This is a genomic window from Pseudomonas sp. D3-10, from assembly GCF_051132175.1.
GTDB lineage: Bacteria > Pseudomonadota > Gammaproteobacteria > Pseudomonadales > Pseudomonadaceae > Aquipseudomonas.
Window position 1 is genome coordinate 417,104 of record NZ_CP071668.1, and the last position, 19,797, is coordinate 436,900.

The window sequence follows — 19,797 nt, forward strand, 5'->3', positions numbered from 1 at the left end:
TCCATATCCCGTCTCATAGGAGGAATTAAGTCCCGACTCGCGCTAAACTGCGCGGGTTTTCCGCCCCCTATTCTTCGGAGCCGTCCATGTCCCGCGTTACCTTGAGTCGCTATTTGATTGAGCAGACCCGCAGCAACAATACCCCTGCCGATCTGCGCTTTTTGATCGAAGTGGTGGCGCGTGCATGCAAGGAGATCAGCCACGCCGTGTCCAAGGGCGCGCTGGGCGGTGTCCTGGGCAGCATGGGCACCGAAAACGTGCAGGGCGAAGTGCAGAAGAAGCTCGACGTGCTCTCCAACGAAATCCTGCTGGAAGCCAACGAGTGGGGCGGTCACCTGGCCGGCATGGCGTCCGAGGAAATGGACAATGCCTACCAGATCCCGGGCAAATACCCGAAAGGCGCCTACCTGCTGGTATTCGACCCGTTGGACGGCTCGTCGAACATCGACATCAATGCGCCGGTCGGCACAATCTTCTCGGTACTGCGTTGCCCGAACGAATACCTGAGCCAGAACGAAGCCTTGAATGAAAAGGCCTTCCTGCAGCCCGGCACCGAGCAAGTCGCCGCCGGTTACGCCATCTACGGTCCTCAGACCATGCTGGTGCTGACCCTGGGCGACGGCGTGAAAGGCTTTACCCTGGACCGCGAGATGGGCAGTTTCGTCCTGACCCACGAAGACATCACCATTCCTGAAACCACCCAGGAATTCGCCATCAACATGTCCAACCAGCGTCACTGGGAAGCTCCGGTACAGCGCTACGTCAGCGAGTTGCTGGCCGGTGAAGAAGGCCCGCTGAAAAAGAACTACAACATGCGCTGGGTGGCCGCGATGGTTGCCGATGTACACCGCATCCTGACCCGAGGCGGTCTGTTCATGTACCCGCGCGACAGCCGCGAGCCGTCCAAGCCGGGCAAGCTGCGCCTGATGTACGAAGCCAACCCGATGTCGTTCCTGGTAGAGCAGGCGGGTGGCGCTTCCACCGACGGTCGCCAGCGCATCCTCGACATCAAGCCTGAGGGCCTGCACCAGCGAGTTGCGGTATTCCTCGGTTCGAAAGAAGAAGTGGCACGCGCCACGGCTTACCACAAGGAGTAAACCATGACCGGGCCTTGGCAGCCGTTGCTCGATTGGTGGTTTGGCACAGCCCAAACGCCGGACGAAATAGCGGCTGACAAGGGCAAGCTGTGGTTTGGCAAAGGCCATGATCGCCAGGCGCAAGAGCGCTTCGGCGATTGGGTCGAGCAAGCACTGGCCGGCGGATTGACCGATTGGGCGCAACGCCCGGAAGGTTGGCTGGCCCTGGTGCTGCTACTGGATCAGCTCCCGCGTATGATCTTTCGCAACACGCCCAAAAGCTTTTCCGGCGACTTGCGTGCCCAAGCGTTGGTGGCCCAAGGCCTGACGGCAGGTTTCGACCAGCAACTGCGGCCAATTCAGCGTGTCTTCATCTACCTCGTCCTCGAACATTGCGAAAACCTCGCGGTGCAGAACGAAGCCGTGTCTCGGTTCATCGAGCTGGTCCGGGAGCAACCCGAGGCGCAGCGCGCGGTGTTCGAAGACAACCTGGATTATGCCGAACGGCATCAGAAGATCATTGCCCGGTTCGGACGTTTTCCCCATCGCAATGCGGTGTTGGGGCGTGAGTCCACGGCTGAGGAAGTGGAATTCTTGAGCAGGCCTGGGTCCAGGTTCTGAATTTTTTGCGAGGCTGATGCCGCTATTGTCGGATCGCCGCCCGGAGCAAGCTCGCTCCGGGCGGCGATTCGACGATGGGGCCCTTCCAGGCGTTAGATCCGGAAACTGCCCACCAACTGCTTCAACCGCGCCGCCTGCTGTTCCAGGTCGGAACAGGCCCGCAAGGTGGCTTGCAGGTTTTCCACGCCTTCCTGGTTCAGCGTGTTGATTTCATTGATGTCGACGTTGATCGATTCCACCACGGCGGTCTGTTCTTCGGTGGCGGTGGCCACGGACTGGTTCATGCCGTCGATCTCGCCGATGCGCTGGGTCACGCTGCCCAGTCGTTCGCCGGCCTGGTTGGCGATGCCGACGCTGCTTTCGCTCTGGCGCTGGCTATCGGTCATGGTCAGCACCGCTTCCCGCGCGCCGACTTGCAACTCTTCGATCATCTTCTGCACTTGCTGCGCCGAATCCTGGGTGCGGTGGGCCAAGTTGCGCACTTCGTCGGCGACGACCGCGAAGCCGCGACCGGCTTCACCGGCCCGGGCCGCTTCGATGGCGGCGTTCAGGGCAAGCAGGTTGGTCTGCTGGGAAATGTTGGTGATCACTTCGAGAATCTGGCCGATGTTCACCGTGTTGCTGTTCAGGGTTTCGATGTTGTCGCAAGAATCGCTGATCTTGGCTGACAGCTGTTGCATCGCCGTGATGGTTTTATCCACCACTTGCTGGCCATCTTCGGCCAGGTTGCGGGCCTCGCTGGAGTGCTGCGAGGCGAGGGCGGCATTCTGGGCAATTTCCTGGGCGGCGGCGCCAAGCTGGTTGATGGCCGCGGCCACGCTGCTGGTGCGCGAGGCTTGCTGGTCGGAGTTGTACATCGACGAATTGGAGGCGCTGACGACACGCAGGGCGACTTCATTGACCTGGCCCGTGGCGGAAGCCACTTCGCGGATCGAAGCGTGGATACGCTCGACGAAACGGTTGAACGAAGTGCCCAGCGCGCCGAATTCATCATGGCCGTGGATGGTCAGGCGGCGGGTCAGGTCGCCTTCGCCTTCGGCGATGTCATGCATGGCGCGGCCCATGATCAGCAGCGGTTGCATCAATACACGGATGAGCATGCTCAGCAGGGCGATGATGAACACCACGGCAATGACCATGGCAATCAGGGCCGAGGTGCGGAACTCGCTGAGCATCGCCAGCGCCGCGCTCTTGTCGAGCACCAGCGCCACGTACCAGTCGGCGCCGGGTACGCCGGCGACTCGGGTAAAGGAAATGAACTGGGTCTTGCCGTCGAGCTCGACTTCCTTCATGCCCGGGCTGACTTGCGGCGCACCGTTGGGATAGGCCTCGGCGAGGGTCTTGAGCACGCGCTTGCTGTCAGGGTGGACGAGGATCTTGCCATCGGCGCTGACGATGAACGCATGACCATGTCCGCCGAAGTTCAGCGAGTTGATGATGGCGCTGACGCTGGTCAGGTCGATGTCCGCCCCCGCCACGCCGATCATCTGGTTCTGGCGCTGTACCGGCGTGGCAACGGTGATCACAAGCTTGCCCGAAGACGCGGCGATGTAGGGTTCGGTGACGATGGTCTGTTGGGCGCTGTTGGCGGCCTTGTACCAGCCACGGGCGCGCGGGTCGTAGTCGGCGGCGCGATTGCCGGCCGGCACCGAAAACATTACGCCGTCGGTGCCGCCAAAATAGCTGAGCTGAAAATTGCCGGTGTAGGCAGGCAGGCCCACCGCGCGTTTCAGGCTGTCGGCACTGCTGCCATCGATGGCGATTTGCTGGGCCAGCGATTGCAGCAGTTGGATCCGGCCTTCGACCCACGTCTGGATATTGCGGCTGGTCAGGCTGCCGAGTTCCTGCATGGAGGTCTCGGTGCTGGAATACAGACTTTGTCGTTGGCGGTAATCGTTGAACAGGATGAAACAGGCGAATGCGACGGCCACCACAAGGGCGGCAGCCAACAGGATTTTGTGGCTGAATTTCATGTTTCTGGTCATTAAGAACGCTACCGCGGAGGGACGGGTCAAAAAGGGGCGTCAATTTGCCATAACACAGGATTTTACGCTGTTACTTTTTATCGGCCCGCAGGCGCGGCGCATCAGGCGTCGATGGACTCATCCCGACGAAAGGCACGACGGCGTCACAGTTCGGTTGTTTCACCCGTCGAATACCCTCGGGACAACCAATAAATACTGGGGGCGTCGGGGAACCAGATAGGGGTTTTCTCTTCTAAGGTTCAGGTTGGCACCCTGCCACCTCCCTTCCGCTCCAGGAGTTACACCATGTCGCTGCGATCTATCGCCCTGCTGTTCATGTGCGTCGTATTGACCGCATGCAGCAAGGTCAACCAGGAAAACTACTCGAAGCTGTCGGCGGGCATGCCCAAGGCCGAAGTCGAGACGTTGCTGGGGAAGCCGACTGACTGTTCGGGCGCGCTCGGCATGTCCAGCTGCACCTGGGGCGACCAGAAAAGCTTTATCAGCGTGCAATACGCCGGTGACAAAGTGTTGATGTTTTCCGGCCAAGGCCTGAAGTAACCTGAAGTAAACCGGGGCCAAGCGCCCACGGGAGAAAAAAATAATGATGCGGTTAGTTTTTGTGCTTTTGGCTGGCCTGGTATTGGCCGGCTGTGCCACTTCTGGCGTAGACCCGTTGGCGCCCAAGACCGTCAACAGTGTCAATCTCAAGCGTTACCAAGGGACCTGGTACGAGCTGGCCCGCCTACCGATGTATTTCCAGCGCAACTGCGCGCAATCCGAAGCCCATTACACCCTCAAGCCCGACGGCAACGTGGATGTGTTCAACCGCTGCCTGACTTCCGATTGGAAGTGGGAAGAAGCCCGGGGCACCGCTTACCCGCAGGTGCCAGGCAAGACCGACAAGCTCTGGGTCGAATTCGACACCTGGTTCTCGCGGATCCTGCCGGGTGTGGCGAAGGGAGAATATTGGGTCTTGTATGTCAGCGATGACTACAAGACCGCCATCGTTGGCGATCCGAGCCGGCGTTACATGTGGTTGCTGTCGCGCACGCCAACGGTCAATGTCGATGTGCGCGAAGAACTGCTGAGCAAGGCGCGCCAGCAGGGCTACGACACGACGCGGTTGGTCTGGCGTGCGTCGGACCGGCAGATGGCCAAGACTTCGGACTGATGTAGTAAAACACCTGTGGGAGCGAGCTTGCTCGCGATGAGGCCTTTACCGTCAACATAGATGTTGATGGAAAATCCGCTATCGCGAGCAAGCTCGCTCCCACATTGAATTGTCGTCAGCCCAGCAGTTCGCGCAGCACCCGGGTAAACGCTCGGGCGCTTTCTTCTTCGCCGGCGTGACGGCCGTCGCGAACCTGCCATTTTCCGCCGACCATCACATCGCGCACCTGGCGATCGCCGCCCGCAAACAGCCAACGATTGAGAATGCCGTCACCGGTCGCCGTGGCCAGGTAAGGATCATTGCCATCGAGCACCAGCCAGTCGGCGCGCTTGCCGACTTCCAATGCGCCGATCGGTTGGCCCAACGCCTGGGCGCCACCGTCCAGTGCGGCGTCATACAGGGTACGCCCGACCATCGGCTGATCCGTTCGGTACAACCGGTTGCGGCGCTGGTCCCGCAGCCGCTGGCCGTATTCCAGCCAGCGTAATTCCTCCACGACGCTCAACGACACATGGCTGTCAGAGCCGATGCCCATCCGCCCGCCTTGGGCTAGGAAATCCACGGCCGGAAAAATTCCGTCACCCAGGTTGGCTTCCGTGGTCAGGCACAGACCGGCAATTGCCCGGCTCTTGGCCATCAGGCTGACTTCCTGTGGATTGGCGTGGGTGGCATGAACCAGACACCAGCGTTGATCCACCTCGGCATTTTCATACAGCCATTGCAGCGGACGCACGCCGCTCCAGCTCAAGCAGTCGTCAACCTCCTTTTGCTGTTCGGCGATGTGGATATGCACGGGGCAATCGCGGTCGCTGGCGGCCAGCACATCGTGGATCTGCCCGGGTGTCACGGCGCGCAGCGAGTGGAAGCACAGGCCCAACGCCTGGGACGGTTGCCCGGCCAGGATCGGCTGCAAGCGTGACTGAAGCTTCAGGTAGTTTTCGGTGCTGTTGATGAACCGGCGCTGCCCGTCGTTGGGCTCTTGGCCGCCAAAACCGGAATGGCTGTAAAGCACCGGCAGCAGCGTCAAGCCAATGCCCACTTCACCGGCGGCCTGGCTGATACGCAAGGCCAGTTCGGCCGGATCGGCGTAATGTCTGCCGTCGGTGTTATGGTGTACGTAATGGAATTCGGCAACCGAGGTGTAGCCGGCCTTGAGCATTTCGATGTAAAGCTGCCGTGCGATGACGCCGAGCTGGTCGGGGCTGATTTTTCCGACGAGGCGGTACATCAAGTCGCGCCATGTCCAGAAACTGTCATTGGGGTTGCCCGCCATTTCCGCCAGTCCGGCCATGGCCCGCTGGAACGCATGGGAATGCAGGTTCGGCATGCCCGGGAGCAGGGGACCGCCGAGCCGTTCGGCGCCGTTTGCGTGGGAATCGGCCTGGACATGGGTCAAGACCCCCTCGGCGTTGACCTCGAGGCGTACATCATTGGCCCATCCATCAGGCAGCAGCGCACGCTCGGCAAAGAAGGCGGACATCGGTTGAACCTCGTTGCGTGTAATTTGTATATACATATACAGACGTTTGCCTGCCCGGTAAACTCCGGCAAGCTAGTCATCAACATTCGCAGAACAGGAATACGCCGTGCCGACTCCGCCTGCCAAACCGCCGCTGGCCGCAACCATGGGTGACAGTCCGGCGCCCTTGTACGCCCGCGTCAAACAAATGATCACCCAGCAGATCGACAGTGGAAACTGGCCGCCCCATTACCGCGTGCCATCGGAAAGCGAACTGGTCAGCCAGTTGGGCTTCAGCCGCATGACCATCAACCGGGCCCTGCGGGAAATGACCGCTGATGGCCTGCTGGTGCGCATGCAAGGCGTCGGCACGTTCGTCGCCGAGCCCAAGAGCCAGTCCGCACTGTTCGAAGTGCATAACATTGCGGATGAAATCGCCTCCCGTGGTCATCGCCATACGTGCAAGGTCATCACCCTGGAAGAAGAGGCCGCCGGTTCCGAGCGGGCGCTGGCCCTGGACATGCGCGAAGGCCAGAAGGTATTCCATTCGTTGATCGTGCATTTCGAAAACGACATTCCTGTGCAAATCGAGGACCGTTTCGTCAACGCGCTGGTGGCGCCTGATTACCTCAAGCAGGACTTCACTCAACAAACGCCCTATGCCTACCTGAACCAGGTTGCGCCGCTGACCGAAGGTGAGCATGTGGTCGAGGCGATCCTGGCGGAGCCGAGTGAATGCAAGCTGTTGCAGATCGAGCGGGGCGAGCCGTGCCTGTTGATCCGTCGCCGTACCTGGTCAGGGCGCCAGCCGGTGACCGCCGCACGCCTGATCCATCCGGGCTCGCGTCACAGTCTGGAAGGGCGTTTCCACAAATGAGCCAATTGAAGGTTTTACGCGCAGCGGATTACCCGTCCATGCCGTGGAAAAACGGCGGTGGCAGCACCGAGGAAATCACCCGCGATGCCGGCACCGGCCTGGAAGGTTTCGGCTGGCGCCTGTCCATTGCCGATATCGGTGAATCGGGTGGTTTTTCCACCTTCGCTGGCTACGAACGGATCATCACGGTCTTGCAAGGTGGCGGCATGACGCTGACTGTCGATGGCCACGCCACGCGGCCGCTGCATTCGCTGGATCCCTTTGCCTTCAGCGGCGAGAGCCAAGTGCAGTGCACGCTGCTGGAGGGGCCGATTCGCGACTTCAACCTGATCTACGCGCCGCAGCGTTACCGCGCGCGGCTGCAATGGCTGGGCGGCCAGCAGCGTTTTTTCAGCGAGGCGGGAACGGTATTGGTGTTCAGTGCCGCTCCGACGCTGAGGGTCAAGATGGATGAAACTGTCGAGGCACTGGGGCTTTATGACTGCCTGCAACTGAGCGGTAACGCTGGGCTGCTGGACATCACTACCCACGGCCAATGCTGCGTGATCGAGCTGACGGCTCACTAAAGAAGTCCTGCGACAGAGCTTTTGTGGCGAGGGAGCTTGCTCCCGCTCGACTGCGCAGCAGTCGCAAGGTATGGGGCCGCTTCGCAGCCCAGCGGGAGCGAGCTCCCTCGCCACAAAAAGTGCGCTCATTGTTCCCTACCCGCGCACCAACTTGTTACCGAACGCCCCAGCGTGGCGCAATACCACGCTTTTATGCCCTTCTGATTGCTTCCCAAAAACCTCCTCCAAAAATTTCATGCAGCTTGGCGGCCCTTCTATTACGAGGCTTCTCGCCGATTCTTCAATTTTTCTTGATTAGCCCTTCAACAAGTTGGCCGCTTGATTGCATATGCTTGTACATACAAGTAAAGACGTATGCGTATGAGTCCTCTGCATTCAACGCTACGTTCGCTTAATCGCTGCCCACTGCCCGGGCTGGTCTGGATTGATCGCTGAGGAGTTTTTGCTGTGACCGACGCTACCCGCAAACCTGAAAAATACCGTGACGTTGAAATCCGTGCCCCTCGCGGTAACACGCTGACCGCCAAGAGCTGGCTGACCGAAGCGCCGCTGCGCATGCTGATGAACAACCTCGACCCGGAAGTGGCCGAGAACCCCAAGGAGCTGGTGGTCTACGGTGGCATCGGGCGCGCGGCGCGCAACTGGGAGTGCTACGACAAGATCGTCGAAAGCCTCACCCATCTGAATGACGATGAAACCCTGCTGGTGCAGTCCGGCAAGCCGGTGGGCGTGTTCAAGACCCACAGCAACGCCCCGCGCGTACTGATCGCCAACTCCAACCTGGTGCCGCACTGGGCCAGTTGGGAGCACTTCAACGAGCTCGACGCCAAGGGCCTGGCCATGTACGGCCAGATGACCGCCGGCAGCTGGATCTACATCGGCAGCCAGGGCATCGTGCAAGGCACGTATGAAACCTTCGTCGAGGCCGGCCGGCAGCATTACGACTCCAACCTCAAGGGCCGCTGGGTCCTGACCGCCGGCCTCGGCGGCATGGGCGGCGCGCAACCGTTGGCCGCGACTTTGGCCGGTGCGTGCTCGCTGAACATCGAGTGCCAGCAGGTGAGTATCGATTTCCGCCTGAAAACCCGTTACGTCGACGAACAAGCCAAGGATCTGGACGACGCCCTGGCGCGCATCGAGAAATACACCGCCGAAGGCAAGGCGATTTCCATCGCACTGTGTGGGAACGCGGCTGAAATCCTGCCAGAAATGGTCCGCCGTGGTGTGCGCCCGGACATGGTCACAGACCAGACCAGCGCCCACGACCCACTCAATGGTTACTTGCCTGCCGGCTGGACCTGGGACGAATACCGTGCCCGCGCCAAGACTGAACCCGCCGCCGTGGTGAAGGCCGCCAAGCAATCGATGGCCGTCCACGTCAAAGCGATGCTCGAATTCCAGAAAATGGGCGTGCCGACCTTCGACTACGGCAACAACATCCGTCAGATGGCCCAGGAAGAAGGCGTGGAAAACGCATTCGACTTCCCGGGTTTCGTCCCGGCCTACATCCGTCCTCTGTTCTGCCGCGGCATTGGCCCGTTCCGTTGGGCGGCGTTGTCCGGTGACCCGCAGGACATCTACAAGACCGACGCCAAGGTCAAGGAACTGATCCCCGACGACGCCCACCTGCACAACTGGTTGGACATGGCTCGCGAGCGCATCAGCTTCCAAGGCTTGCCGGCGCGGATCTGCTGGGTTGGCCTGGGCCAACGCGCCAAGTTGGGCCTGGCGTTCAACGAGATGGTCCGCAGCGGCGAGTTGTCGGCACCGATCGTCATCGGCCGCGATCACCTGGACTCCGGTTCCGTGGCCAGCCCGAACCGCGAAACCGAATCCATGCAGGACGGTTCCGACGCCGTTTCCGACTGGCCACTGCTCAACGCATTGCTCAACACCGCCAGCGGCGCGACCTGGGTTTCGCTGCACCACGGCGGCGGCGTCGGCATGGGCTTCTCCCAGCACTCGGGCATGGTGATTGTCTGCGATGGCACCGACGAAGCGGCCGAACGGATTGCTCGCGTACTGCATAACGACCCGGGCACTGGCGTGATGCGCCACGCCGACGCCGGTTACCAGATCGCGATCGATTGCGCGAAGGAGCAGGGGCTCAACCTGCCGATGATCACTGGCAAGTAAGTGCAAAAACTGTGGGAGCGAGCCTGCTCGCGATGGCGGCCTGTCAGCCAACGCATGTATCGAATGTGTCGGCCTCATCGCGAGCAGGCTCGCTCCCACAAATAAGAGCATCGTTCGAACCAGAACAATCCACAGAGGTTGAACCATGGCTGTCACCAGCACACGCGATAGCAGCAAGCCGTTGATCGAGAAGCGCTCGATCGACTACATCCCGGAAGGGGAAAGACACGGTCATCTGTTTAGCCAGTTCACCCTCTGGATGGGGGCCAATCTGCAGATCACCGCCATTGTCACCGGTGCGTTGGCGGTGGTGTTGGGGGGTGATGTGTTCTGGTCGTTGATCGGTTTGCTGATCGGCCAGTTGCTCGGCGGTGGTGTCATGGCGTTGCACGCCGCCCAAGGGCCAAAGCTCGGGCTGCCGCAGATGATCTCCAGCCGGGTGCAGTTTGGTGTATATGGCGCGGCCATCCCGATCGTGCTGGTGTGCCTGATGTACCTGGGTTTCACCGCAACGGGCACCGTGCTATCCGGCCAGGCGCTGGGCCAGTTGTTTGGCGTCAGCGACAGTGTCGGCATCCTCATTTTCGCCAGTGTCATCGTGTTGGTCACGGTGCTTGGTTATCGGGTGATTCACTGGATCGGCCGTGTCGCCAGCATCATCGGTGTGATCGCCTTCGTTTACCTGTTCGCTCGCCTGATCAGCCATACGGATGTGGGCGCACTCCTGCAGATCCGCCACTTCAGTTGGAGCAGTTTCCTGCTTGCGGTGTCGCTCGCGGCCTCCTGGCAGATCGCCTTCGGCCCCTACGTCGCGGACTACTCGCGTTACCTGCCGAGCAAGACGTCCTCGGTGAAAACCTTCTTTGCCGCAGGTGCAGGTTCAGTCATCGGCGCGCAGGTGGCGATGATCCTCGGTGTGTTTGCCGCCGCCTCGGCCAACGGGCAGTTCGCCGGCCACGAAGTGGCCTATATCGTTGGCCTGGGTGGCACCGGCGCCACCGCCGCGCTGCTGTATTTCAGCATCGCGTTCGGCAAGGTCACCATTTCCACGCTGAACTCCTACGGCAGCTTCATGTGCATTGCGACCATCATCAGCGGTTTCCGTGGTCACCTGAACGTAACGCGGGTGCAACGCCTGGTGTTCGTGCTGTTCATCGTCGGCGCCGCGACCCTGATCGCGCTGCTCGGCCAGCACTCGTTCCTCGGTGCGTTCAAGTCCTTCATCCTGTTCCTGCTGGCGTTCTTTACGCCTTGGAGCGCGATCAACCTGGTGGACTACTACTGCATAACCCGCGAGCGCTATGACGTGCCGGCACTCGCCGATCCGAACGGTCGCTACGGTCGTTGGAACGCACTGGGTATCAGCGTCTACGTCTTCGGCGTACTGGTCCAGTTGCCGTTCATCGCCACCAAGTTCTATACCGGTCCGCTGGTGGAAGCCATGGGCGGTGTGGATATCTCGTGGATCATCGGCTTGGTGGTTCCGGCGGTGCTGTACTACGTCATCGCTAGAAAATGGCACAGCGCCGTACCCGATCAATTGATCCTGCCGGTCGAGCAGGACGCGGTTGACGCACAACCGAGCAGGGCGGGCCGCATCCAAGCGGTCTGATGGGACGTTGACAGGGCTGGATGCCTCTTGACTGCCGTAAGCCAATCCAACTGATTAGGAGCGTCACATAATGAAATCGAACAAGACCCTGCTGACCACATTGCTGTCCATGGGCGTGCTGGCCAGTGCCGGCGCCACGCAAGCGGCAGGCTGGTGCGAGTCGGGCAAACCGGTGAAGTTCGCCGGCCTGAACTGGGAAAGCGGCATGCTGCTGACCGACGTGATGCAAGTGGTGCTGGACAAGGGTTACGGCTGCAAGACCGATAGCCTGCCTGGTAACTCCATCACCATGGAAAACGCCCTGAGCAGCAACGACATCCAGGTGTTCGCCGAAGAGTGGGTCGGCCGCAGCGAAGTGTGGAACAAGGCCGAGAAGGCCGGCAAGGTGGTGGGCGTCGGTGCGCCGGTGGTGGGGGCCATCGAAGGCTGGTACGTGCCACGCTACGTGATCGAAGGCGATGCCAAGCGCAAGCTGGAAGCCAAGGCGCCAGGCCTGAAGAACATCGCCGACCTGAGCCAGTACGCCGCCGTGTTCAAGGATCCTGAGGAACCGTCCAAGGGTCGCTTCTACAACTGCCCGGCCGGCTGGACCTGCGAGCTGGACAACAGCGAAATGCTGAAGAGCTACGGCCTGGAAAAGACTTATACCAACTTCCGTCCGGGCACCGGCCCGGCGCTGGATGCGGCCGTGCTGTCGAGCTACAAGCGTGGCGAGCCGATCCTGTTCTACTACTGGTCGCCGACGCCGCTGATGGGCCAGGTGGACCTGGTGAAACTGGAAGAAAAACCGGGCGTGGATAAAAGCGTGAGCATCAAGGTCGGCCTGTCCAAGACCTTCCACGACGAAGCCCCGGAGCTGGTGGCTGTGCTGGAAAAGGTCAACCTGCCGATCGATATCCTGAACCAGAACCTCGGCCGCATGGCCAAAGAGCGGATCGAGTCGCCGAAGCTGGCGAAGATCTTCCTGAAGGAACATCCTGAAGTCTGGCATGCCTGGGTCAGCGAAGACGCAGCCAAGAAAATCGACGCGGCTCTGTAGGTCGAATATTTCCCGGCCAGCCAGAGGGCGGGCCGGGACGTTCACCGCATCCACCTGATCGAGAGTCTCTTATGTTTCCCGAAAGCTTTACCTTCTCCATCGCCGACTGGGTCAACGGTTGGGTCGACGCCCTGGTGACCAACTATGGCGATGTGTTCCGGCAGATCTCCGACACGTTGCTGTGGGCCATCGTCAGCCTTGAAGGCCTGCTGCGCATGGCACCCTGGTGGCTGATGCTGGCCATCGTCGGCGGTGTTGCCTGGCACGCCACCCGCAAGGTTGTCGCCACGGCGGTGATCGTCGGCCTGCTGTTCCTGGTGGGTGCGGTGGGCCTGTGGGACAAACTGATGCAGACCCTCGCGCTGATGCTGGTGGCGACGCTGATCTCGGTGATGATCGGCATCCCGCTGGGCATCCTCTCGGCGCGCAGCAACCGCCTGCGTTCGGTGCTGATGCCGTTGCTGGACATCATGCAGACGATGCCCAGCTTCGTGTACCTCATTCCGGTGTTGATGCTGTTTGGCCTGGGCAAGGTCCCGGCGATTTTCGCCACGGTGATCTATGCCGCGCCACCGTTGATTCGCCTCACCGACCTGGGCATTCGCCAGGTGGACGGTGAAGTCATGGAGGCCATCAACGCCTTTGGCGCCAATCGCTGGCAACAGCTGTTCGGCGTGCAGCTGCCCCTGGCCCTGCCGAGCATCATGGCCGGGATCAACCAGACCACCATGATGGCCCTGTCGATGGTGGTCATCGCCTCGATGATCGGCGCCCGTGGCCTGGGTGAAGACGTGCTGGTGGGCATCCAGACCCTCAACGTCGGGCGGGGCCTGGAAGCGGGGCTGGCCATCGTGATTCTCGCCGTGGTCATCGACCGCATTACCCAGGCCTATGGTCGTCCGCGGCACGAGGTGAGCAAATGAGCAACGAAGTCATCAGCAAGATCGAAGTCAAAAATGTCTTCAAGATTTTCGGCAACCGCTCCAAGGAAGCCCTGGCGCTGATCCGCCAGAACAAGACCAAGGACCAGGTGCTGGCCGAGACCGGCTGCGTGGTCGGCGTGAACGACCTGTCGCTGAGCATCGGCACCGGCGAGATCTTCGTGATCATGGGCCTGTCGGGCTCCGGAAAATCCACCCTGGTGCGCCATTTCAACCGGCTGATCGACCCAACCAGCGGCGCCATCCTGGTGGACGGCGAGGATATCCTGCAGCTGGACATGGACGCCCTGCGCGAATTTCGTCGGCACAAGATCAGCATGGTCTTCCAGAGCTTCGGCCTGCTTCCCCACAAGAGCGTGTTGGACAACGTCGCCTATGGCTTGAAAGTGCGCGGCGAAAGCAAGCAGGTGTGCGCCGAGCGCGCGCTGCACTGGATCAACACCGTCGGCCTGAAAGGCTACGAGAACAAATACCCGCACCAGCTCTCCGGCGGCATGCGCCAGCGCGTCGGCCTGGCCCGTGCCTTGGCGGCCGATACCGACATCATCCTCATGGACGAAGCCTTCAGCGCCCTCGACCCGCTGATCCGCGCGGAAATGCAGGACCAGTTGCTGGAGCTGCAAAAGACCCTGCACAAGACCATCGTTTTCATCACCCACGACCTCGACGAGGCCGTGCGCATCGGCAACCGCATTGCGATCCTCAAGGACGGCAAGCTGATTCAGGTCGGCACGCCGCGAGAGATCCTGCACTCGCCGGCGGATGAGTATGTCGATCGGTTCGTGCAGCGCAGAGCGGCGGAGGTTTGAGGTTTTGTGGGTGACAGGGCTGGCCTCTTCGCGAGCAGGCTCGCTCCCACAATGGGGCCTCCTTTGTTCACAGATTTGTGTCCAAAGGCAAATCCCTGTGGGAGCGAGCCTGCTCGCGAAAGCGTCGGCAAAGCAGCATAAATATTTAAGTTGTACAGATGAGGTCGAGGATGTCCCAGGCTGAAAAAATCATCATCACCGGCGCCCCCCTGCGCTGGCAGGACGTAGTCGCCGTCGCCCGCTTCGGCGCTACGCTCGAGCTGTCGGCCCAGGTCTGGGCGCGGATCGACAATGCCCAGGCCATCGTCCAGCGCATCGTCGAAAGCGGCGAGCGTGCCTATGGCGTCAACACCGGCCTGGGCGCCTTGTGCAATGTCTCGCTCAAGGACGAACAGCTCAGCCAATTGTCGCGCAACACCCTGCTCAGCCACGCCTGTGGCGTCGGCCCGGCACTCGCCGACGAGCAGACCCGGGCGATTCTCTGCGCCGCTATCCACAACTACAGCCAAGGCAAGTCCGGTATCCATCGCCGGGTGGTCGAGGCATTACTGGCGTTGCTCAATCGCGGCATTACGCCACAAGTGCCGTCCCAGGGCTCAGTGGGTTACTTGACCCACATGGCCCACATCGGTATCGCGCTGTTGGGCGTTGGGCAAGTCAGCTATCGCGGGCAGATCGTCCCGGCGCAACAGGCCTTGGCCGCAGAAGGCCTGCAGCCGGTGCAGTTGGGAGCGAAGGACGGTTTGTGCCTGGTCAACGGCACGCCGTGCATGACCGGGCTCAGTTGCCTGGCCCTGGCCGATGCCACGCGGCTGGTGCAATGGGCCGACGTGATCGGTGCCATGAGCTTCGAGGCCCAGCGCGGGCAGATTGCCGCGTTCGATGCCGAGATCATCGCCCTCAAGCCACACCCGGGCATGCAACAGGTTGGTGCGAATCTGCGCGCGTTGCTCGATGGCAGCGAAGTCATTGCTTCGAGCCTGGGTATCCGCACCCAGGATGCCTTGAGCATCCGCTCGATTCCCCAGGTTCACGGCGCCGCTCGCGATCAGTTGGAGCATGCTCGGCAACAGATCGAAACCGAGCTCAACGCTGTCACCGATAACCCAATGCTGCTGGGTACGCCGGAGCGTTTCCGGGTCATGTCCCAGGCCAATCCACACGGCCAGTCGGTGGCGTTGGCGGCGGACCTGCTGGCGATTGCCATGGCCGAGATCGGTTCGATCGCCGAGCGTCGCCTCGACCGCCTGATCAATCCTCACGTCAGCGGCTTGCCGGCATTTTTGGTCGCCAACCCGGGCGTGAACTCGGGAATGATGATCGTGCAATACGTTGCCGCGTCGCTGTGCGCGGAGAACAAGCAACTGGCGCAACCGGCGGTGCTGGACAATTTCGTCACCTCCGGGTTGCAGGAAGACCATTTGAGCATGGGCACCAACGCGGCCTTGAAGCTGCACCGGGCGCTGGAAAACTGCACGCAGATCCTCGCCATCGAGTACCTGCTGGCGGCCCAGGCCTTCGAGTTTCTCAAGGCGCAGCGCTTCGGCGCCGGCACCGACATCGCCTGGAAACTGCTGCGCGAGCGCGTTCCGGCCTACGACCAGGACCGCTGGCTGGCGCCGGACATCGCCAGTGCCGCCGGGCTGCTCAGCGACCCGCACCTCCTGAAAAACGTATTACCGAATTTGCATTGATCAAAAAAGCGCCAGCGTGCCAAGGCACCTATAGCCCCTAGGCATCGCCCAAAAAGCGAAGGTGACGGATAACGGAGCATTCCGGAGCGACTGGCGAATGAAAAAACAAAACTCTCAAAAGGAGCAATAAATGACTGCCTTAAACCTGATTCCCGGCCAATTGAGCCTGGCTCAATTGCGCGACATCTACCAGCAACCGGTCACCCTGAGCCTTGATGCCAGTGCGTCGGCGCAGATCAAAGCCAGCGTTGCGTGCGTGGAACAGATTCTTGCCGAGAACCGCACCGCCTATGGCATCAACACCGGTTTCGGCCTGCTGGCCTCGACTCGCATCGCAAGCGAGGACCTGGAAAACCTGCAGCGTTCCCTGGTGCTGTCCCATGCCGCCGGTGTGGGCGAGCCGATCAGCGATGCGCTGGTGCGGTTGGTCATGGTGCTCAAGGTCAACAGCCTGAGCCGAGGTTTCTCGGGCATTCGTCGGCAGGTGATCGATGCGCTGATCGCGCTGATCAACGCCGAGGTTTATCCACACATTCCGTTGAAAGGTTCGGTGGGCGCATCCGGTGACCTGGCACCGCTGGCCCACATGTCCCTGGTGCTGCTGGGCGAAGGCAAGGCCCGCTACAAGGGCGAATGGCTGCCGGCCGTCGACGCCTTGAAAGTTGCTGGCCTCGCGCCGCTGACCCTGGCCGCGAAGGAAGGCTTGGCGCTGCTCAACGGCACCCAGGTGTCCACCGCGTTTGCCTTGCGCGGCCTTTTCGAAGGCGAAGACCTGTTCGCTGGCGCCCTGGCCCTGGGTAGCCTCACTGTCGAAGCGGTGCTCGGTTCGCGTTCGCCATTCGATGCGCGCATCCATGCGGCTCGCGGCCAGAAAGGCCAGATCGATGCCGCCGCGGCCTATCGAGACCTGCTGGGCGAGCGCAGCGAAGTTTCCGATTCGCACCAGAACTGTGACAAGGTCCAGGACCCGTACTCCCTGCGTTGCCAACCGCAAGTGATGGGCGCCTGCCTGACCCAGTTCCGCCAGGCTGCCGAGGTGCTGGTGATCGAGGCCAACGCCGTGTCGGATAACCCGCTGGTGTTCGCCGCCGAGGGCGATGTGATTTCCGGTGGCAACTTCCACGCCGAACCGGTGGCGATGGCGGCGGACAACATGGCCCTGGCGATTGCCGAAATTGGCTCCCTGAGCGAGCGACGCATTTCGCTGATGATGGACAAGCACATGTCGCAGCTGCCGCCGTTTTTGGTGGCCAATGGCGGTGTGAACTCCGGGTTCATGATTGCCCAGGTGACAGCGGCGGCGCTGGCGAGTGAAAACAAAGCGCTGTCCCATCCTCATTCGGTGGATAGCCTGCCGACCTCGGCCAACCAGGAAGACCACGTCTCCATGGCCCCGGCCGCTGGCAAGCGCCTGTGGGAAATGGCCGAGAACACCCGCGGGATCCTGGCGGTGGAGTGGCTGGCGGCGTGCCAAGGGCTGGACCTGCGCGGCGGTTTGAAGACCTCCGCCAAGCTGGAACAGGCCCGGGGTCTGTTGCGTGCAGAAGTGCCGTTCTATGAGAAGGACCGATTCTTTGCCCCGGATATCAATGCAGCGAGTGAATTGTTGGCGAGTCGCTGCCTGAACGAGCTGGTCACGGCGCAGTTGTTGCCGAGTCTTTAAGGGCCTCATCGCGAGCAAGCTCGCTCCCACAGGGGTAGGGGTTGAACATTCATTTGGGTACACCCTGACCCTTGTGGGAGCGAGCCTGCTCGCGATTCGATTTTGAACGCGACGAGGAAACCGGGATGAAAACCCTCTGGCAAAACTGCCACGCCGCCACCATGGCCCAGGGCGTCTACTCGATCATAGAAGACGCCGCCATCGTCACCCAGGGCGAGCACATTCAATGGATCGGCCCCCGTGCCGAACTGCCGATGGGCGACTATCCGGCGGTCAACGACCTCAAGGGCGCCTGGGTCACGCCGGGGCTGATCGACTGCCACACCCACACGGTGTTTGGCGGCAACCGCAGCGGTGAATTCGAACAGCGCCTGCAAGGCGTCAGCTACGCCGAAATAGCGGCGGCCGGCGGTGGCATCGCCAGCACCGTGCGCGCCACCCGCGCCGCCAGTGAGGACGAGCTGTTCGCCAGCGCCGCCAGACGCCTGAAGAGCCTGATGCGCGATGGCGTGACCACGGTGGAAATCAAGTCCGGCTACGGCCTGGACCTGGCCAGCGAGCGCAAGATCCTGCGCGTCATCCGCCGCCTCGGTGCCGAGCTTCCGGTCAGTGTGCGCAGCACGTGCCTGGCGGCCCATGCCTTGCCGCCGGAATACCAGGATCGCGCCGATGACTACATCGAGCACATTTGCGCTGAAATGCTGCCCGCGTTGGCGGCTGAAGGGCTGGTGGACGCCGTTGACGCTTTTTGCGAGTACCTGGCCTTTTCCCCGGCGCAGGTCGAGCGGGTGTTTATCACCGCGCAGCAATTGGGCCTGCCGGTGAAGCTGCACGCTGAACAATTGTCGTCGCTCAATGGCTCCAGCCTGGCGGCGCGCTACCAGGCGCTGTCGGCCGATCACCTGGAGTTCATGACCGAGGACGACGCCAAGGCCATGGCCGCGTCCGGCACCGTGGCGGTGTTGTTGCCAGGGGCGTTTTATTTCCTGCGTGAAACCCAGCTGCCGCCCATGGATGCCCTGCGCAAGCACGGCGTGAAAATCGCCGTGGCCAGCGACCTCAACCCCGGCACCTCGCCGGCATTGTCGTTGCGCTTGATGTTGAACATGGCGTGCACCTGTTTGCGTATGACCCCGGAAGAAGCCCTGGCTGGGGCGACGATCCACGCGGCTCAAGCCTTGGGCATGGCCGGGACCCATGGTTCGCTGGAAGCGGGCAAGGTAGCGGACTTTGTCGCCTGGGACATCGATCGCCCCGCTGACCTGTCCTATTGGCTCGGTGGCGAGCTGGAAAAACGCGTCGTGCGTCACGGCGTGGAAATCGATTGAGGAGAACGGTTGTGGAGAAGGTCCTGAATTTCAAGCAAGGGCGCGTGCCGCTGTTGATCAGCATGCCTCATGCCGGCCTGCGCCTGACCCCGGCGGTACAGGCCGGATTGATCCCGCAAGCCCAAAGCCTGCCGGACACCGATTGGCACATTCCGCGGCTCTATGAGTTTGCCGATGAGCTTGGCGCCAGCACCCTGGCCGCCGAATACTCACGGTTCGTCGTTGACCTGAACCGGCCCTCCGATGACAAACCGATGTACGTCGGTGCCACCACCGGCTTGTACCCGGCGACGCTGTTTGATGGCGTGCCGTTGTTTCGTGAAGGTCTGGAGCCATCCGCCGAAGAGCGGGCGACGTACCTGCAACAGGTCTGGATGCCCTATCACCAAGCGCTGCAGCAAGAACTGGCGCGGCTCAAGGCCGAGTTCGGCTATGCCTTGCTGTTCGATGCCCACTCGATCCGCTCGGTGATCCCGCACCTGTTCGACGGCAAGCTGCCGGATTTCAACCTGGGCACCTTCAACGGCGCCAGTTGCAATCCGACGCTGGCGAGCGAACTCGAAGGCATTTGCGCCCGCCATGATCAGTTCACCCACGTGCTGAACGGGCGTTTCAAGGGCGGGCACATCACCCGCCATTACGGCAACCCGGCCCAGGACATCCATGCGGTGCAACTGGAGCTATGCCAGAGCACCTACATGGAAGAGTTCGAACCGTTCAACTATCGGCCCGACCTGGCGGCGCCGACCCAGGTGGTGCTCAGGGAATTGCTCGAAGGTTTCCTGGCGTGGGGGCGGCAGGCCTACAAGAAATAAAGACCTACCCAATACCTGTGGCG

17 protein-coding genes are annotated in these 19,797 nt (G+C 61.5%); 15 read left to right on the top strand and 2 right to left on the bottom strand.

Annotated features, from left to right (window positions below):
• The first annotated feature begins 86 nt into the window (after window positions 1-86).
• Together J3P90_RS01840 and J3P90_RS01845 are read left to right on the top strand one after the other, a co-directional pair.
• Complete coding sequence (locus tag J3P90_RS01840; RefSeq protein WP_420767001.1) at window positions 87-1,097, top strand: class 1 fructose-bisphosphatase; 1,011 nt, start codon at window positions 87-89, stop codon at window positions 1,095-1,097.
• Between the two features lie 3 nt (window positions 1,098-1,100).
• Entirely contained in the window at window positions 1,101-1,697 is a 597-nt protein-coding gene (locus J3P90_RS01845) for a DUF924 family protein (RefSeq protein WP_434675754.1), read from the top strand.
• A 92-nt stretch (window positions 1,698-1,789) separates the two neighbouring features.
• On the opposite strand, the gene J3P90_RS01850 is transcribed toward J3P90_RS01845, so the two are convergent.
• A complete protein-coding gene (locus J3P90_RS01850) occupies window positions 1,790-3,682 on the bottom strand; it encodes a methyl-accepting chemotaxis protein (RefSeq protein ID WP_434675755.1) in 1,893 nt (630 codons plus the stop codon).
• A 285-nt stretch (window positions 3,683-3,967) separates the two neighbouring features.
• Here J3P90_RS01850 and J3P90_RS01855 point away from each other — a divergent pair, with 285 nt between their 5' ends.
• Together J3P90_RS01855 and J3P90_RS01860 are read left to right on the top strand one after the other, a co-directional pair.
• Window positions 3,968-4,222, top strand: a complete 255-nt coding sequence (locus J3P90_RS01855; RefSeq protein WP_003186715.1) for a hypothetical protein — start codon at window positions 3,968-3,970, stop codon at window positions 4,220-4,222.
• A 43-nt stretch (window positions 4,223-4,265) separates the two neighbouring features.
• Window positions 4,266-4,835 carry a lipocalin family protein gene (locus J3P90_RS01860; protein ID WP_420767003.1) on the top strand — a complete coding sequence of 190 codons (570 nt, stop codon included), beginning with the start codon at window positions 4,266-4,268 and terminating at the stop codon, window positions 4,833-4,835.
• A gap of 115 nt (window positions 4,836-4,950) precedes the next feature.
• Here the strand turns inward: J3P90_RS01860 and J3P90_RS01865 are convergent, their stop codons facing one another.
• A complete protein-coding gene (locus J3P90_RS01865; RefSeq protein WP_434675756.1) occupies window positions 4,951-6,315 on the bottom strand; it encodes a formimidoylglutamate deiminase in 1,365 nt (454 codons plus the stop codon).
• 145 nt (window positions 6,316-6,460) lie between these two features.
• Here J3P90_RS01865 and hutC point away from each other — a divergent pair, with 145 nt between their 5' ends.
• The 11 genes from hutC (at window position 6,461) to hutG (ending at window position 19,774) form a co-directional block, all read left to right on the top strand.
• Entirely contained in the window at window positions 6,461-7,171 is a 711-nt protein-coding gene (gene hutC, locus J3P90_RS01870; RefSeq protein WP_305501386.1) for a histidine utilization repressor, read from the top strand.
• On the top strand, window positions 7,168-7,737 hold the full coding sequence (locus J3P90_RS01875) for a HutD/Ves family protein (protein WP_434649247.1): 570 nt from the start codon (window positions 7,168-7,170) through the stop codon (window positions 7,735-7,737). The genes hutC and J3P90_RS01875 overlap by 4 nt, the downstream gene beginning before the upstream one ends.
• A gap of 447 nt (window positions 7,738-8,184) precedes the next feature.
• On the top strand, window positions 8,185-9,873 hold the full coding sequence (gene hutU / locus J3P90_RS01880; RefSeq protein WP_420767006.1) for a urocanate hydratase: 1,689 nt from the start codon (window positions 8,185-8,187) through the stop codon (window positions 9,871-9,873).
• Window positions 9,874-10,018: 145 nt separating this feature from the next.
• Window positions 10,019-11,485: a purine-cytosine permease family protein gene (locus J3P90_RS01885; protein WP_420767007.1), complete on the top strand. Its 1,467-nt coding sequence runs from the start codon at window positions 10,019-10,021 to the stop codon at window positions 11,483-11,485.
• A gap of 70 nt (window positions 11,486-11,555) precedes the next feature.
• A complete protein-coding gene (locus tag J3P90_RS01890) occupies window positions 11,556-12,524 on the top strand; it encodes an ABC transporter substrate-binding protein (RefSeq protein ID WP_434675757.1) in 969 nt (322 codons plus the stop codon).
• 71 nt (window positions 12,525-12,595) lie between these two features.
• Window positions 12,596-13,447, top strand: a complete 852-nt coding sequence (locus J3P90_RS01895) for an ABC transporter permease (RefSeq protein WP_420767009.1) — start codon at window positions 12,596-12,598, stop codon at window positions 13,445-13,447.
• Entirely contained in the window at window positions 13,444-14,274 is an 831-nt protein-coding gene (locus tag J3P90_RS01900) for a quaternary amine ABC transporter ATP-binding protein (RefSeq protein WP_434608229.1), read from the top strand. The genes J3P90_RS01895 and J3P90_RS01900 overlap by 4 nt, the downstream gene beginning before the upstream one ends.
• A 170-nt stretch (window positions 14,275-14,444) precedes the next feature.
• Entirely contained in the window at window positions 14,445-15,968 is a 1,524-nt protein-coding gene (hutH, locus tag J3P90_RS01905) for a histidine ammonia-lyase (RefSeq protein ID WP_434675758.1), read from the top strand.
• A gap of 130 nt (window positions 15,969-16,098) precedes the next feature.
• Window positions 16,099-17,631, top strand: a complete 1,533-nt coding sequence (gene hutH / locus J3P90_RS01910) for a histidine ammonia-lyase (RefSeq protein WP_434649240.1) — start codon at window positions 16,099-16,101, stop codon at window positions 17,629-17,631.
• Between the two features lie 125 nt (window positions 17,632-17,756).
• A complete protein-coding gene (gene hutI / locus J3P90_RS01915) occupies window positions 17,757-18,959 on the top strand; it encodes an imidazolonepropionase (RefSeq protein ID WP_434649238.1) in 1,203 nt (400 codons plus the stop codon).
• Between the two features lie 11 nt (window positions 18,960-18,970).
• Window positions 18,971-19,774, top strand: a complete 804-nt coding sequence (gene hutG / locus J3P90_RS01920; protein WP_434649236.1) for an N-formylglutamate deformylase — start codon at window positions 18,971-18,973, stop codon at window positions 19,772-19,774.
• Window positions 19,775-19,797 lie beyond the last annotated feature (23 nt).